At 58.6% G+C, this 15626-nt stretch carries 13 protein-coding genes; 6 read left to right on the top strand and 7 right to left on the bottom strand.

Annotation, left to right across the window (positions count from 1 at the left end; translation table 11 throughout):
* Positions 1-90: 90 nt before the first annotated feature.
* The gene (glnA, locus tag ACJSDX_RS01950; protein ID WP_309565695.1) at positions 91-1500 is read right to left on the bottom strand and encodes a type I glutamate--ammonia ligase; all 1410 of its coding nucleotides are present in this window, start codon (positions 1498-1500) and stop codon (positions 91-93) included.
* 249 nt (positions 1501-1749) lie between these two features.
* Between glnA and ACJSDX_RS01945 the strand changes: the two genes are divergently transcribed.
* The 6 genes from ACJSDX_RS01945 to ACJSDX_RS01920 are packed head-to-tail and all read left to right on the top strand — an operon-like array spanning position 1750 to position 5386.
* The gene (locus tag ACJSDX_RS01945; protein ID WP_407993251.1) at positions 1750-2205 is read left to right on the top strand and encodes a rhodanese-like domain-containing protein; all 456 of its coding nucleotides are present in this window, start codon (positions 1750-1752) and stop codon (positions 2203-2205) included.
* An 8-nt stretch (positions 2206-2213) separates the two neighbouring features.
* A complete protein-coding gene (gene aroE / locus ACJSDX_RS01940) occupies positions 2214-3026 on the top strand; it encodes a shikimate dehydrogenase (protein ID WP_407993250.1) in 813 nt (270 codons plus the stop codon).
* Positions 3023-3712 (top strand): monofunctional biosynthetic peptidoglycan transglycosylase, encoded by a 690-nt coding sequence (gene mtgA, locus ACJSDX_RS01935; RefSeq protein WP_407993249.1) that lies wholly within the window; start codon positions 3023-3025, stop codon positions 3710-3712. Before aroE ends, mtgA begins: the two co-directional genes overlap by 4 nt.
* Positions 3713-3771: 59 nt before the next feature.
* The gene (gene lptM / locus ACJSDX_RS01930; protein WP_407993248.1) at positions 3772-3900 is read left to right on the top strand and encodes an LPS translocon maturation chaperone LptM; all 129 of its coding nucleotides are present in this window, start codon (positions 3772-3774) and stop codon (positions 3898-3900) included.
* Between the two features lie 7 nt (positions 3901-3907).
* Entirely contained in the window at positions 3908-5158 is a 1251-nt protein-coding gene (lysA, locus tag ACJSDX_RS01925) for a diaminopimelate decarboxylase (RefSeq protein ID WP_407993247.1), read from the top strand.
* Positions 5159-5197: 39 nt separating this feature from the next.
* A complete protein-coding gene (locus tag ACJSDX_RS01920; protein WP_230348638.1) occupies positions 5198-5386 on the top strand; it encodes a YqaE/Pmp3 family membrane protein in 189 nt (62 codons plus the stop codon).
* Between the two features lie 58 nt (positions 5387-5444).
* Here the strand turns inward: ACJSDX_RS01920 and ACJSDX_RS01915 are convergent, their stop codons facing one another.
* From ACJSDX_RS01915 to ACJSDX_RS01890, 6 genes are all read right to left on the bottom strand, one after another.
* A complete protein-coding gene (locus ACJSDX_RS01915) occupies positions 5445-7166 on the bottom strand; it encodes a peptidase domain-containing ABC transporter (RefSeq protein WP_407993246.1) in 1722 nt (573 codons plus the stop codon).
* Between the two features lies 1 nt (position 7167).
* Entirely contained in the window at positions 7168-10092 is a 2925-nt protein-coding gene (locus tag ACJSDX_RS01910) for a beta strand repeat-containing protein (protein WP_407993245.1), read from the bottom strand.
* A 73-nt stretch (positions 10093-10165) separates the two neighbouring features.
* Positions 10166-11503 carry a hypothetical protein gene (locus ACJSDX_RS01905; protein ID WP_407993244.1) on the bottom strand — a complete coding sequence of 446 codons (1338 nt, stop codon included), beginning with the start codon at positions 11501-11503 and terminating at the stop codon, positions 10166-10168.
* A gap of 27 nt (positions 11504-11530) precedes the next feature.
* A complete protein-coding gene (locus tag ACJSDX_RS01900; protein WP_407993243.1) occupies positions 11531-12787 on the bottom strand; it encodes an HlyD family type I secretion periplasmic adaptor subunit in 1257 nt (418 codons plus the stop codon).
* Positions 12788-12834: 47 nt separating this feature from the next.
* Positions 12835-13596 (bottom strand): hypothetical protein, encoded by a 762-nt coding sequence (locus ACJSDX_RS01895; protein WP_407993242.1) that lies wholly within the window; start codon positions 13594-13596, stop codon positions 12835-12837.
* 12 nt (positions 13597-13608) lie between these two features.
* Positions 13609-15495 carry a TolC family protein gene (locus tag ACJSDX_RS01890; protein WP_407993241.1) on the bottom strand — a complete coding sequence of 629 codons (1887 nt, stop codon included), beginning with the start codon at positions 15493-15495 and terminating at the stop codon, positions 13609-13611.
* Between the last annotated feature and the right edge of the window lie 131 nt (positions 15496-15626).

Genomic DNA, 15626 nt, shown 5'->3' with positions numbered 1-15626 from the left:
AGCAGAAGTCTGGTGCAGGCAATTGCCGCCGAGGCGGATTCCAGGCATAAAAAAAGCGGGTTTCCCCGCTTTTTTTATGCAATGCGCTGATTAAACGCTGTAGTACAGGCTGAACTCGACCGGGTGCGGAGTCTGGCGCAACTTCGTCACTTCTTCCATCTTCAGGTCGATGTAGGCATTGATCCAGTCGTCGGAGAACACGCCGCCGCGGGTCAGGAACTCGCGATCCTTGTCCAGGGCTTCCAGCGCTTGCTCCAGGGAAGAAGCGACAGTTGGGATCGCTGCATCTTCTTCTGGCGGCAAGTGGTAGAGATCCTTGGTGGCAGGCTCGCCGGGGTGGATCTTGTTCTGCACGCCATCCAGGCCCGCCATCAGCAATGCGCTGAATGCCAGGTATGGGTTGGCGGTTGGGTCAGGGAAACGTGCCTCGATACGGCGCGCCTTGTCGGATTGCACGAAAGGAACGCGGATGGACGCGGAGCGGTTCTTCGCGGAGTAAGCCAGCTTCACGGGGGCTTCGAAGCCAGGAACCAGGCGCTTGTAGGAGTTGGTGCCTGGGTTGGTGATGGCGTTCAGCGCGCGCGCGTGCTTGATGATGCCGCCGATATAGTAGAGCGCGAATTCGCTCAGGCCGGCGTAGCCGTTGCCTGCGAACAGGTTCTTGCCGTCTTTCCATACGGATTGGTGCACGTGCATGCCGGAACCGTTGTCGCCGAAGATAGGCTTGGGCATGAAGGTGGCTGTCTTGCCGTATGCATGTGCCGTGTTCAATACGACGTACTTGAGGATCTGGGTCCAGTCGGCGCGTTGAACCAGGGTGCTGAACTTGGTGCCGATCTCACATTGGCCGGCGGTCGCCACTTCATGGTGGTGAACTTCTACAGGCACGCCCAGCTCTTCCAGGGCTACTACCATGGCGGAGCGGATATCGTGCAGGGAGTCGATTGGAGGCACAGGGAAGTAGCCGCCCTTGACGCCTGGACGGTGGCCGGTGTTGCCGCCTTCGAACTTCTCGTTGGAAGCCCATGCGGCCTCTTCGGAGTTGATCTTCACGGAGCTGCCGCTCATGTCCACGGACCAGTTGATGGAGTCGAAAATGAAGAATTCCGGCTCTGGGCCGAAGAAGGCCGCATCACCGATGCCGCTGGACTTCAGATAAGCTTCAGCGCGCTTGGCGATGCTGCGCGGGCAGCGGTCATAACCCTTGCCGTCGGTAGGGTCCACGACGTCACAGGTGAGGAACAGGGTGGGCTCGTCCATGAAAGGGTCGATGTTGGCAGTCTCCGGATCGGGGATCAGCAGCATGTCGGATGCCTGGATGCCCTTCCAGCCTGCAATGGAAGACCCGTCGAAAGCGTGGCCTTCAGTAAACTTGTCTTCGTCGAATGCGGAAATCGGCACGGTTACGTGCTGTTCCTTGCCCTTGGTGTCAGTAAAGCGAAAATCGACAAACTTGATGTCGTTTTCCTTCACAAGCTTTAATACGTCGGCCACCGCCATTTGATTCTCCTAGCTCTTTTTGGATTAAGAAGTTAATTAAGCACTATGCTTGACACTAAGGTGAAGCAGGAACTGTGCCATTGAATTCGCGCAAATTCCCATTTTCACACATAAGGTTATAAAAGAGAAACGCTATGTGTGCACCAAAATATTGCGTTCACTCGGTTTTGTGCACCATTAATGTGCATTGAAGATTGTGGCAAAATTTAACGCTATACTCCGCATTTCTGAGGGGTAAAGGAGAGAGCAATGGAAACGTTGAATGCCATTTTGCTGAATGCAAAACAGCGTGCCGAGCAGCACGGGCTTCCCTATGCCGGAGCATTGACGCCACGGGAGGCGCAGAAGGTCCTGGAACTGGCCCCTTCGGCCAAGCTGGTGGATGTGCGCACCAAAGCGGAGCTTGAACTGGTGGGCCGCGTGCCCAATGCGACGCACATCGAATGGGCGTTTTATCCCGGCATGGTGGCTAATCCGGATTTCCTGTCCCAATTGGACAAGCAGGTCGACCACGAGGCGTTGGTGATGTTCCTCTGCCGTACCGGCGGGCGTTCCCATAACGCAGCCGTCTTGGCCGCCCAGGCCGGATATGCTGAGGCCTACAACGTGCTCGAAGGTTTTGAAGGCGAGTCCACGCCGGACACCAAGCAGCGCGGCAGGATCAACGGCTGGAAGGCTGCCGGCCTGCCCTGGACCAACGCCTGAGGATTTGCATGGATCGTTATGCCGTGATCGGCCACCCGGTGGAGCACAGTAAGTCCCCTTTGATCCATGTTGCATTTGCTCAACAGACGGGACAGCAGATCGAATACGGCAAGGTGCAGGCGCCCCTGGACGGGTTTGTTGCCACTGTGGCCGGTTTGCAGGCGCAGGGCTATTGCGGGGCCAATGTCACCGTGCCTTTCAAGTTCGAGGCCTATTCATTGGCAACCGAATTGAGCGAACGAGCGCGTGATGCAGGCGCGGTGAATACGCTGAGCTTCAAGAATGGCGGCATCCATGGTGACAATACGGATGGTGCCGGGCTGGTGCGCGACATCCTGCAAAACCTGGAGTTCTCCCTGGCAGGCAAGCGTGTATTGCTGTTGGGAGCGGGAGGCGCCGCGGAAGGCGTGTTGGGGCCGTTGCTGCAAGCATCTCCTGCATTGCTGTGCATTGCCAACCGCAGCGTGGAAAAGGCCGAGGCGATGGCAGCGCGTGCCAGGCCTGTTGATGCCGAGCTGGATGCATGCAGTTTCGACGCCTTGGCCGGCAAGGCGTTCGATGTCGTGATCAATGCGACTTCCAGCGGCTTGAGCAACGAGCGGCTGCCGTTGCCGTCAGGACTGTTTGCCGCTGATGCCTTGGCGTACGACATGATGTATGGGCGCGAAACGCCTTTCATGCAGTATGCGCGTGAAGAAGGCGTGCAGAAAATTGCCGACGGGCTGGGCATGCTGGTGGAGCAGGCGGCAGAAGCTTTTTATGTCTGGCGTCAAATACGGCCGGACACTGCATCCGTGATTGCCGCATTGCGGACATCATGATCAAGCGGTTGTTGTGGCGCGGGTTGCTGCTGGCCCTGGTGCTGGTGGTGCTGTACCAGCTTTGGATATTCATGCATATCCTCTGGTGGGTGGAGCATAACCCCTCAAGCAGTGCTTTCATGCGCACCAGCTTGGCGACGTTGCGGCAAGACAACCCCGAGGCGACGCTCAAGCACCAGTGGGTGGAGTACCAGAAGATTTCCCGCAACCTCAAGCGCGCGGTGATTGCGTCCGAGGACGCCAAGTTCGTCGGCCATGAGGGATTCGATTGGGACGGCATCCAGAAGGCATATGAAAAGAACTGGCAAAAAGGCAAGATCGTCGCGGGCGGCTCCACCATCAGCCAGCAGCTTGCCAAGAACCTGTTCCTTTCCACCGGGCGCACGCCCTGGCGCAAGTTGGAAGAGGCCGCGATCACCTGGATGCTCGAGCGCATGATGAGCAAGCGCAGGATTTTCGAGATTTACCTCAATGTGATCGAGTGGGGCAATGGCGTGTTCGGCGCCGAGGCTGCCGCGCGGCATTACTACAAGACCAGCGCTGCCAGCCTGAGCGCCGCCCAGGCCGCCAAGCTGGCGGCGATGATCCCGAATCCGCGCTATTACGACAAGCATCGTGAAGCGCGAGGCCTGATCCGCAAGGCAGGCATCATCGAATCGCGCATGCGCTACGCGGAAGTGCCCTGACGGCATTGCCGAAGCCGAGATAGCCTTGTGTTAAAATAATCTCTTTGCATCCAAACAATATGCGCTTCTGCTTCCTGATCCTGATTGCAAGCCTAGCCCTTGCCGCATGCGGCACCAAGGGCGACCTTTATATCCCGGAAAAACAGTATCCGCAGGAACCGCAGCCGCAACAACAACCTTCCCGATGAGTTGTCCGTGAATCCATTTCAATTGAAGAATGGCATCCTGCATGCCGAAAACGTGCCGTTGACCCGTATTGCCGAAGAGTTCGGCACGCCGAGCTACGTCTATTCCCGCGCCGCCCTGGAAAACGCCTATACCCGTTTTGCAGCGGGGTTTGCAGGCACGGACCATCTTGTCTGCTTCGCGGTGAAGTCCAACCCCAGCCTGGCGGTGCTCAACCTGTTCGCCCGCCTGGGCGCCGGCTTTGACATTGTCTCCGGCGGCGAACTGGCGCGGGTGCTGGCTGCGGGCGGCGACCCTGCGAAGGTGGTGTTCTCCGGCGTGGGCAAGACCGAAGCGGAAATGCAGGCGGCATTGGATGCGGGGATTTTCTGCTTCAATGTGGAATCCGCCAGCGAGCTGGACCGGCTCAATGACGTTGCTGCCCGCTTGGGCAAGACGGCGCCGGTTTCATTGCGCGTCAACCCGAACGTGGACGCCAGGACGCACCCCTACATTTCCACCGGGCTCAAGAACAACAAGTTCGGAGTTGCGTATGAGGATGCCTTCAGCCTGTACAAGCATGCAGCCAGCTTGCCTAACATTGCCGTACATGGCGTGGATTGCCATATCGGCTCGCAATTGACCGAGCTGTCGCCGTTCCTGGATGCGTTCGACCGGGTATTGGCGCTGGTGGACCAGCTGGAAGCCGAAGGCATCAGGGTTGAGCATATCGATCTCGGCGGCGGTATCGGCATATGCTATGCCGACGAGACGCCGCCTGATTTTGCAGCGTACGCCGCCGCCATGCTGCAAAAGCTGGGCGACCGCAAGGTCAAGCTGGTGTTCGAGCCTGGGCGTGCCTTGGTGGGGAATGCCGGTGCGTTGATTACCAAGGTGGAATACCTCAAGCATACCGAAGCCAAGAACTTTGCCATTGTGGATGCAGCCATGAACGACCTCATGCGCCCGGCGCTCTACGATGCCTATCATGAGATCGCGGCGGTCGAGCCTGCTGAAGACCAAACTGCCGCCCAGGTTTACGAGATTGTCGGCCCGGTTTGCGAAAGCGGCGATTTTCTCGGCCATGACCGCAGGCTGGCATTGCAGCAAGGCGACTTGCTTGCGGTGTTGTCCGCCGGTGCCTACGGCATGAGCATGAGTTCCAACTACAACACCCGCCCCCGCGCTGCCGAAATCATGGTGGATGGCGACAAAGTTCACCTGATCCGCGAGCGCGAGACCATCGCGCAACTGTTCGCCCTGGAAAAGATTCTGGGCTAAACTGTTGCAACAAGTTTAAAAGACAAAGAGGAGATTGAAATGCGCCTGATTCTTGCCATTTTCCTGCCTTGGTTGCAGTTCTTCACGATTGGCCGTCCGATTGCAGGCATCATCTGCCTGATCCTGCAAATCACCATCATCGGCTGGCTGCCAGCGGCGATCTGGTCCGTGTATGCGCTGAGCGAATATAAAACCGACCAGAAAATCCAGCGGGCATTGCAAAAGTAGGAAACACCCAAAATAAAAAAGCCAGCAATCGCTGGCTTTTTTATTGCCGTTTGATTGATCAAGCGGAACGCAGCAGTCTTTCTTTCGGCCCGTCGGCTGCGATTTTGCCGCCGTCCAGGGCAATGATGCGCTGAACCGCCGTCATCATGGCGGCACTGTGACTGATCATGATCAGGTTGCCGTTGCCCACCACCTGCGGCAGGCGTTGCGCCAGAAGCTGTTCGCCTTCCGGGTCCAGCCCCAGGCTGGGTTCGTCGAGCAGCAGGATGTTGCTGCTCTGGGCGAAAGCACGCGCGAGGGCAACCTTTTGGCGTTGCCCGCCGGAAAGGTTGCTGCCGCGGTCGGCAATCGCCATGGTGAGGGTGAGGCGGCCTTGCTTGAGTTCTTCCTCCAGGCCGGAGGCCCATAGCGCGCGTTCCATGCGTTCGCTGTTCGGTTTGCTGCCCGCCAATAGCAAGTTGGCTTCCAGCGTGCCTGCAAACAGCACGGGCTCCTGCGGCTTGTAAGCCAGCCAGCGCGCACGGTCTGCGGGGGAAATGGCATGCAGTTCGTAGCCGTCGATCAACACTTCGCCTTCATCCGCAATGCTCAGGCCGGCGATCAGCTTGAGCAAGGTGCTCTTGCCTGCGCCCGGACGTCCCAGGAGGCCGATTTTCTCGCCTGCGGCGATATTGAGCGTGACGTTGTCCAGCGCGGCAGGGCGGTCGGGATAGCGCTTGCTTAAGCGCAGCAGTGTGATGTCGCCCCTCGCCTCCGGCTTGCTGACCTTGAATGAAGCATGCGGGGCGGATTGTTCGATGTCATGGCTGACCCCGTGCGCGGCCTTGCCGGATTCCAGCAAGGCATCCATGCGTTTGGCGGAGCGGGCGAAGTCTTCCCATTTGCCCAACACCAAGTACAGCGACGTGACCAGCATCATGGCGCGCGCAGCCAGCAATGAGCAGGCGATGAGGCCGCCCACGGACAGCATGCGCGCCTCGATCAGGTAGGCGCCAAGCGTCAACACGGCGACGGTGGTGAACGTCATCATGCCGGCGGAAAGCGTGTTGCTGTGGCTGGCGGAAAGCCTGCGTGCCGCTTCCAGGTCGCTGACCTTTTCGGATTGCGTGCGCCAGCCGTGCAGCAACCCTGTGACGCCCGGAACGGTGCGCACCACCTCCATCCCTTGCAAGACTTCGCCGATATAGGCCATGCGCTGGGTGGAGGTTTGCTCGGCATCGCGGTTGAGGCGCAATGTCTGGCGTTGCACGAGATAACCGATGCCGGCGTAAACCAAGGTCAGCACGCCGACCAGGATCATGATCGGCCAGGCAATGAAGCCGATCACCAGCATATAGAGCAGGTAGAACGGCAGGTCGGCAATCGCGAGTAAATAAGTGGAGGAAACAAAATTGAGTGCATTGGTCAGGTCGCGGTAATGCGCCAGGAACGTCGCGACGCCGCCCGCCGGCATGTCGCGGTCCGCGAGCAGCTTGTGCCACAGCCCTTCATCCGTCTTGCGCGCCATATCCGCCGCCACCCGCTCCACCGTCCAGTTTCGGGTGACGCGCATGCCCACGTCCAGCGCGATGAAGATCAGCATGCCGATCACCAGCGCCCATAACGTCTCGAATACGCCATTGCTGACGATCTTGTCGTACACCAGCATGGAGAACAGCGGCAGCAGGATCTGGCCGCTGTTGATCAATAGGCTGGAGAGTCCGACTTCAAGCCATTGTTGGCGTAAAAGCGCCCACAAACTGGATAACGGGGAAAATACCTTCGATTGTTCCTTACTCACACTAGGCCACTACTGTCCAGTTCACTTGTGCGACGATGTTGTTGCTTGCGTCATGAATCGCATAGATGCCGGCATTGGTCAAATCAATGGCTGACCCTAGCTGTACCCCGCCAAACCAGACGGTTTCGCCTGTCCCCAGGCTGAAGCTCAGCTTGTCCGTATTATCGCCAGTGATATTGATGAGAGGGCTGTTGCTATTGATACCTGTACTTCCCATCAATCCCTGGATGCTTTGGCTGCTGACTGTCATATTGGTTGAGCTTGCCTGCAGGCCGTAGGCCTGCTGGGAAATATCGATGGTCTCGATATTGCGCACCAGGCCTACCAGCGTCGCCAGTTCATAGGCTGCGCCATTGATAAAACCTTCCAGCGCCAGCGTGTCGTTGCCGGCTTGCCCATCAACCAGGGCGAACCGGTCGCTCCAGTTGTTGGCAACATTGCCGGTAATGGCATCGACTGATGCAACAACCGTATCATCACCCGCACCTCCATATACCGTATCCTTACCGCCATTGTTGATGAAAATCAGGTCATTGCCATTACCTGCATCGATATAGTTGCTACCGGAGGAACCTCTGATTGTATCGGCAAATCCGGAACCAATAACATGCTGAATGTTAAGCAAAGTATCAGTACCTACGGAGTTCCCTGAGCCAGTAATCGTGGCCGAACCGGTACTCAAGTTAACATTCACTCCAGTACCGCCAGTCGTATATTGGTACGTGACAAAATTCGATCCGCCGCCGCCATCAAGGGTGTCATTACCGCCCATACCGGCCAAGGTGTCGTTCCCGGAGCCGCCTTTGATGTAATTGTCTTGCGCGTCGCCAATTAATCGGTTGTTGCCAGTGGTGGCTTCAAGGTTTCGGATATTGATAAATACGTCCCCTGCGGCATCCCCACTTGCTGTAATCAATCCGGGAGTCAACGATACATTGACCTGGGTCGTATAAAGCGCGGTATTAACGCCTCCACCGCCATCCAAAGTATCGGCACCAGCGCCGCCTTGCAGGGTATCATTCAAATTACCACCTACCAGTAGATTGGCATTGCCATTACCAGTGATCGTGTTGGAATGGTTTACTGCTCCGATGACGGTATCGAAATTGCTGAGGCTGTCGCGCTCATATCCAGCAATCTGGCCATAACTCTGAGCCAAGTTGACTGTCACATTGCCTTCCGCATGCGCATAACTCACGGTATTGGAGCCAGTACCTCCATCTAGAGTATCGCCGCCGTTACCGATTGTGTTGCCTATGCCCTCAATTGTGTCGTTCCCGTCGCCACCAAAAATATGGTTGGCATTCCTGTCTCCGATCAAATGGTCAGCATATTGCGAACCTACTAGGTTTTCTATGCTGTCAAACTGGTCCCCAGCCGCATTGCCGCTTTGCGCAACATTCAGGATATTGGTGATGTTGTTGACTTGGTTATCCAGCAAATTGACAACCACGCCGCTTCCTGCATTTTCATACGTCACGGTATCCTTGCCAGTGTCGCCAAAAAATTTGTTGGCACCAGAGCCGCCTTGCAGCGTATCGTTCCCGGCTCCGCCATAAAGCTCGTTATTACCGTTACCTGAGGTGATGAGGTCATTACCGGCACCACCATGGACGATGTTGTCGCCTTCACCTGCATGGATGTCATACCCAATACCTCGCGCAGGCAATATCAACCAGGGCTTTCCGTCGACGATGACGTTGAAGTCATTAGCTTCTGTGGCGTCGCGATAACTAAAATTGAGGTCCTTGGATACTTGGAAGGCGAAAGGCCCTACTTGGCCGTGAATAATTGCTTGCAAAACAAAATCAACAGGTGTGACAGCGACACCGTCTGCTGTTAAGTCATATACCAGCTCAAGATCAACGCCATATGAACCATCTGCCTGAAGTTGCAATGCATCAGCGGAAATAACCCAATTACCATTACTATCTTTACCAATTGTGCCGGTACTGGCAGGGTTAAGTTTCAGATCAAAGCCAGCGGGTAAGTTTCCGTTCGCCATGATGACGAATGAATCAATGGAATTAAATCCATTGGTACTGATATAGAGATTTTTGGACCATTCGCCGGTTGCAGCGAAGTTAGAATTCAAATTGATGTTGTCATTACCTGCGGTACCAGTAATCACTTCGCGATGGGCTTGGGCAGCAGGAGTTGCAGGGTTATGCGATGGATTGCTTGAGTCGACGGCACCGCGTGCACCCAGTGGCAAGTCATTTCTGAAATCCGCCCCGGTTTTTAATTCAGGGCTGACATATAACTGTCCATCGATAACTGGTAAACCAAGATTCTGTATATCGCGCAAGGTTTCTGCAGACTCAACCCGGTTTCCCAAGCGATAAGTCGACGGCTGGTCCACCCGAGGTGGCACGATCGCGTCCATGAATTCGCCGCTATTGTTGCCGCGGCCGTTGATGCTGCCGCGCTGTACTTGCGCGGCTTGAGGCAAGGTGGGCGCTTGCGGCAATGGGGCAGCAGGCGCTGTAGGTGCCGATGTATGGTTGTTCAGCGCCATGAACAGGGAGGCGTAGTCGATTTCGTCCGGCTGCAGTTCGGTGAGGCGGGTATCGATGTTCTCGCTGATGATGCGCAGGTTGCCGGCATCTGCGGCATCGACGGTGCCGACCTGTTGGAACAGCTCGGTCAGGCTGGTGTTGAATTTGTCGCCGTCGAACTCGACCTTGGGAGCATCGACTTCCAGCGCGTCGAGCGCGCCGTTGGGGATGATGATGTAGCTGCCATTGGCAAAGCCCAGCACCAGGTCGACGTCGGCAACGTCTACCGATTTGAGGGCGCCATGGCTTTCCGTCAGGCGGATGATGCCGTCCGCGTCCGCATGCACGCGCGTGACGTTGGTCACGTGGTTCTGCTTGGTGCTCGGGCCGTTGCGCTGTTCGGTGACTGCGGGTTGGGTGATTGCCATGGTAGTGCTCCTTCTTTAATTTGCTGCCCGGCCATTGCCGGGACACTCAAAGCTTAAGACCGGGCCGTCGTCATCAACGGCGTTGTTTTCCTGCCTCTTCCAGCAGTGTGGCTAACAATGCGCGTTGCTCGGCAGGCGAGAATCTGTCCATCATGTTGGTGATGTTGGTGCGCAGTTCCATCGAGTCGTCCGTCATACGCGTCATCATGTCGCTCATGCGCGAGAGATCGGTTCCCTGCCGTGCGGTGGTCTGGATCAACTCGGAGAAGTGGTCGTTGAGCTGGGAGAGCATATCGGCGTTGCCGCGCTCCATCATGCTCAAGATGGTGCCGAGCTGGCGGCCCACGCGTTGCAATTCGCCGCGGAATTGCGAGACGGATTCGTTGTGGTCCGCCATGGCGCGCATCATCTCGCTGCGTTGCTTGTTGAAGTTGTCCAGCTCGGCCTGCAAGGCACGGTCCTGCAGGCGCGAGGACTCGCTCAGGCGTTCTTCTATGCGGCGCAGCACGCGGATTTCCTCGGTGGCCACTTCACGGCGGAACTTGAGTTCCGCAGGGTCCATGTTGGCAAGATAGCCAGCGCCGCCGGCAGTGCCGGACTCGACGACCACTGTTTCGCCTTCTGTTGCCGTTGCGACATTGCCAGCCTGGCCGTTGTTGGCAAGGCGTGCAATTGCTTGTTCGATGTGCTGAGCCACTTCGGAGCCGAGGATGGAGAGGACTTCCTGGGTACAGCGGCGCACGGCCACCATCATGAAACCCAATATGATGGAGCCGAGCAGGCCGAACAGGGAGGCTGAGAAGGCGATGCCCATGGAGCGCATCGGGGCGCGCATGCGCGATACCATGTCGCGGAAGACTTCGACTGGGCTGTCTACCCCGACGTTGATGGTGGCGAAGCTGGAAATCAGCACCGCAATGTCGTCCAGGGTCGCCAGCAAGCCGATGAACGTGCCCAGCAGGCCGAGGCCGACTAGCAGGCTGGTGAGGAACTGCGGCAGGGCGTTGCGGTTGGTCAGGCGGCGGCCGGCGCTATTGAGTTCGGCATCGATGGCGACCTGTTCCTGGTGGGCGATGCCGCGGCCGCTGGAGGAGGCCATCATGCGCAGCACGTAGGCGATGTCGCCATCGTAGGCTTGTGCCCTATCCTGCAGTTGCGCCGGGCTCTCGCCGGATTGCACGGCGCCGGTATAGTCCTCCAGCTTGCTTGCTTCCTTCAGCAGGCGGCGCACGTTGAACAGGATCAGGATGCCGCCGAGGATGGTGATAAAGAAGATGGCGTAATTGATCTGCGGATGCGGGTTCTCGACCAGCGTCTTGAGGATGGCCTCGTGATAGACGGCAGCCCCCAGCAAAAGCAGCACAAATGGCAAAGCCGCGTAAAAGTAATAAATTCTTAGTCGCTTCAGCATGTGGAACTTACCTTTAACAAAAAATCTTTATCTCGGATCGCGGAATACGCGATCCCCAAAACGCATCATCGGCGACAGCAGGTAGGAAAGCACGGTGCGCTTCCCCACGACAATATCCGCCGTCACTGACATCCCCGGCGAGATCGGGCCGGCGGTTTTTGCCAGCTTGATTTCGCTGATGCTCCCTACATCTACCCTCACCCGGTAGTAATAGCCTTCACGCTCGTCGAACAGCGTATCCGCGCTCACTTCGGTGACCTTGCCGGGCAAGGCGCCGTAAGTGGCATAGTCGAATGCGCCGATGCGCACCCGCGCCGGCAAGCCGTTGCGCAGGTTGGCGCGGTCGTCCGGCCTGGAGCGTGTTTCCACCACGATGTGCTCGTCTTCCGGGGTGATTTCCAGCAACGGCTCTCCCGGCCTGATCACGCCCCCCACCGTCGACAGCATCATGCGGTTGACGAATCCTGCCATCGGCGCGCGTACGATGTTGCGGTCCAGGCGGTCCACATTGGTCTCGAATTCCAGCGTGGACCTTTGCAGTTCTGCCCGCACATCCGTCAGTTGGGCCGTGGCATCCGCACGGAAGCGCGCCCAAAGCTCGCCTATCTTGGACTCGATCTCCGCTTGCGCCGCCTTCAGGCGGGGCAACGCCGCTTCTGCTTCGCGCAGTTGCGACTCCATGCGTTGCAAGCGGCTTTCCGCATCCAGCAACTCCATCTTCGAAGCTGCGCCGTTCTTGTTCAGGCCTTCGATCAGCCTGTGCTGCTGGCGCGCCAGCTCTATCTCCGAAACCAGGTTCCTGCGCCGGGTCTCGATCTCGGCAATCTCACCGCGGCGCTGGGCGCTTTGGTCGCGCAACACGCGGGATTCTTCATTCACGCTGGAAACCCGCGCCTGCAGCGCCGCGGCTTCCACTTGCTTCACTTCTGCGTCATGCAGGTCGGCAGGGAATTCGATGCTGCTCTTGCCGCGTGCTTCTGCCAGCAACCGCGCCTCGCGGCCTCGCAGGGCGTCGCGCTTGGTGCGCTCCTGGCCGAGGTCGGAGCGTGCCTTGATGTCGGAAAGCTCGATCAACGGCTGGCCTGCCTTGACGACTTCGCCTTCCTGCACCAGGATGGTCCTGACAATCCCGCCTTCGAGGTGCTGCACGATCTGCGCCTTGCCTGCAGGCACTACGCGGCCCACCGTGCGCACTATCAGGTCAACCCGCGCCAGGGCTGCCCAGGCGATCAGCGCCACGACTGCGAGGACACTGACCAGGACGAAGGCTCGGGAAGGCGTCATGGCATTCCATTGTTTGCATAGCCAGCTCATGCCGCTCAACGACCCGCTTAAGGCGTGTTGCCAGCCGGTACGACCGATACCAGCGAGCTGTCCGACCTGGCGTTGCCATCTACGATGGAAACGCGGATCCGGTCTGCGGGCAGCTTCATTTCGATCAACAGGTTGCGTACCGCCATCGCGCGATAGAACGCCAGGCGCCGCGCTTCAGTGAAGCCCGGAGGCACGCTGACTTCCAGGGTCGCGCCGCCGCTTTCCACGATGGCCTGCAATGGACCGCGCAATTCGTCGGCCTCGTTGGTGGAGATCGTGATGGCGTCATCGACAAAATCGACGACCAGGCCGCCTTGAGAGCCGGTGATGGTCATATCGGGCTCTTCGGCGCGGATGGTGGCGGAAACCACGCGGCGCGGACTGTCGCGGCCGGCAGACTTCTCGTGTTGCAATGCGGCCAGCTCCTCCTTGAGGCGGCGGGCTTCATCGTCCTTGCCCTTGAGCGCTGCAAGTTGCTTTTGCAGTGCGTCGACCTGCAGGCGCAGGCGGGCGGCATCGTCATCGGATTGATGCGAGGTGGATTCCACCGCCTCCATATCGGAAGGCGTCAGCTGGGAGACCAGTTGCTGTTCCTCGGCCGGAGGGGCCACCGGCGTTTCGGCGCTGATATGGCGGCGTCCCAGTTCCATGGCGAAGATGAACACGGCAATGGTGAGGATCACCACGACAAACAGCAGGTTCAGCACCAGGTTGCTGACTGCATCGACGTAGCCGGGCCAGAAAATGCCTGAGTCTTCCTGTTCGTTATCAAGCTGCATGGCGTTCTCTCACTATTCCTTGGGCAGCGGCGTGGCCGTGCCTTCTTCCTGCGGGTTCAACGGCATTGTCACGGCGTCGTCCGTGCTATTGCTGGCCGGGCCGAAGCCAGGCGTCTTGCTGGCGGCGACCACGGTCATGGGCTGCGATTGGCCGAGCAGGCGGTTGATCTGCGACAAGGCGTCGATTTCCTGCGCATGCAGCGTCACCAGGCGGGTACGCGCCTGGTACTGGCGGTCGTAGACATCCAGCAGGTCCAGCAGGGATTGGTTGCCCGCGAACATCTTCTCCGACATGGCGTTGGCGGCCGACGTGATGGCGTTCAGTTCGCGATACCCTGCCACCAGTTGCTCGCGGGAGGATTCGAGGATGGCGTATTGCGAGATCATGGCCTGGCTGATACGGCGCTGCAGGTCGTCGAGGCGGTAGCGCACTTCCTCGATGCGCGAGAGCTTTTCCTTGGTCATGTAGTAATCGCTGCCGCCGTTGAGCAGGTTCCAGTTCAATACCACCATGAAGCGCTTGTCGTCCTGTTCGCCTACGGGGCCGCCGGCGTTATCGGTGGTCCACCTAGAAAGCTCGAGGTCCAGGCGCGGCGCATAACGGGAACGCGCGACGTTCTGGTCGATCTGGGAAGCGCGCAGCTCTTCGCGTATCGAGGCGATGTCCGGGTTGTTGTTCATCGCGATCTTGATGGCATCGGCAGCCGTGGACGGGATGACGCCCATGTCCTCGCGCTCAGGCAGGCGGATGTTTTGCGGCGCGACGTTGGTCAGGCGCAGGAATTCAATGCTGGCGGCCGAGTGGGCGGCTTCCTGCTGGGTGCGTGCCGAACGGGCGGACAGGCTGCGCGCACGCACGCGCTCGCGGTCGGCATCGCTGGAAGCGCCCGCGGTGGCGCGCTTGTCCACGTAGGTGAACAGCTCGTTGAGCTGGTTCTCGTAACCCAGCGACAGGTCGGCGATTAGCCGGCTGGTGGTCAGGCCGAGGTAGGCGTTGACGGTGGAAAGCCAGGCATCGCCCTGGCTGCCGCGGCGGCTTTCCTCGCGCGAGTTGATGACGGCCTGGCGGCGCTTCCAGTCATAGATGCTGGGCAGGTCCATCAACGGCTGGCGCAGTGTGATCACGCGGTCGGTGCGGGTATGGTGCGACTCTTCCATGCGGGAGCCGGTGCGTGCGTCGATGGCGGAGGAGGGCGACGATATTTCGCGTCCCTTGCCGTAGCGCACGGAAAGATTGGGCAGCAGCAGGCCGCGTGCCTGCTTGGATTGCGCTTCTGCCTGGTTCACGCGTTCGTCGGCGATATGCACGTCGCGGCTGAAGTCCACCGCGGCATCGGTGGCCGCGCGGATATCCATGGTGTCGGTGACGGTAGCCGGCAATTGCGCGGAGTGGACTTGCTCCGCGTATTCGCTGCTCAGGTATTCATTGTGGATTTCATTGGCAACCGCCACGGGAATGGTGCTGATGCCGAACAGGCGCGATAAGTGCAGTTCATCGACTGCGGTCGCTGACTGGGCTTGGGTCGGCAGGTCCAGGTTGAGCGATTGCAGGCCAATCGGAGCGACAGGGGCCTGGGCGGCTGCCTGTTGTTGCTGGATTGTGCTGCCAACAGGCGCGGGCGCTGCGGCAGCAGGAGGCGCGGCCAGTTGTTCGGGTGTTGTCGGCGCGACTACCAGCTGCGGCTGTTTCAGGCCCTGCTCGGTCGCCTTGACCGCTTCGCTGGCTGCATTAGCCGCCGCGGTAGCGGCACTGGCTGCGGCCGTCGCGGCTGCGGCAGCTGCATTGGCGGCTTCAACCGCCGCATGTGCGGCGCTCGAAGCAGTCTGCAATGCGCTGGCAGGTGCATTAGTGATTTCCCCTTGCGGTTCGGCAGCCCAGGCTGCTGTCACCACTAACATAGGCCATGTACATTTAAACATGAAGTGTTTGCGGTTGTTTGACACGTTCAACCCTTAATGATTTTTATAGATACCGGGTTGGAATTTTTTCCACCCTTGTTTCAATCTAGCTCAAAACACATTTCTTGAAT

The organism is Methylobacillus draconifructus (genome assembly GCF_045984355.1).
GTDB classification, from domain to species: Bacteria; Pseudomonadota; Gammaproteobacteria; order Burkholderiales; family Methylophilaceae; genus Methylobacillus; species Methylobacillus flagellatus_A.
This window is presented reverse-complemented; position numbering and strand designations above follow the sequence as displayed.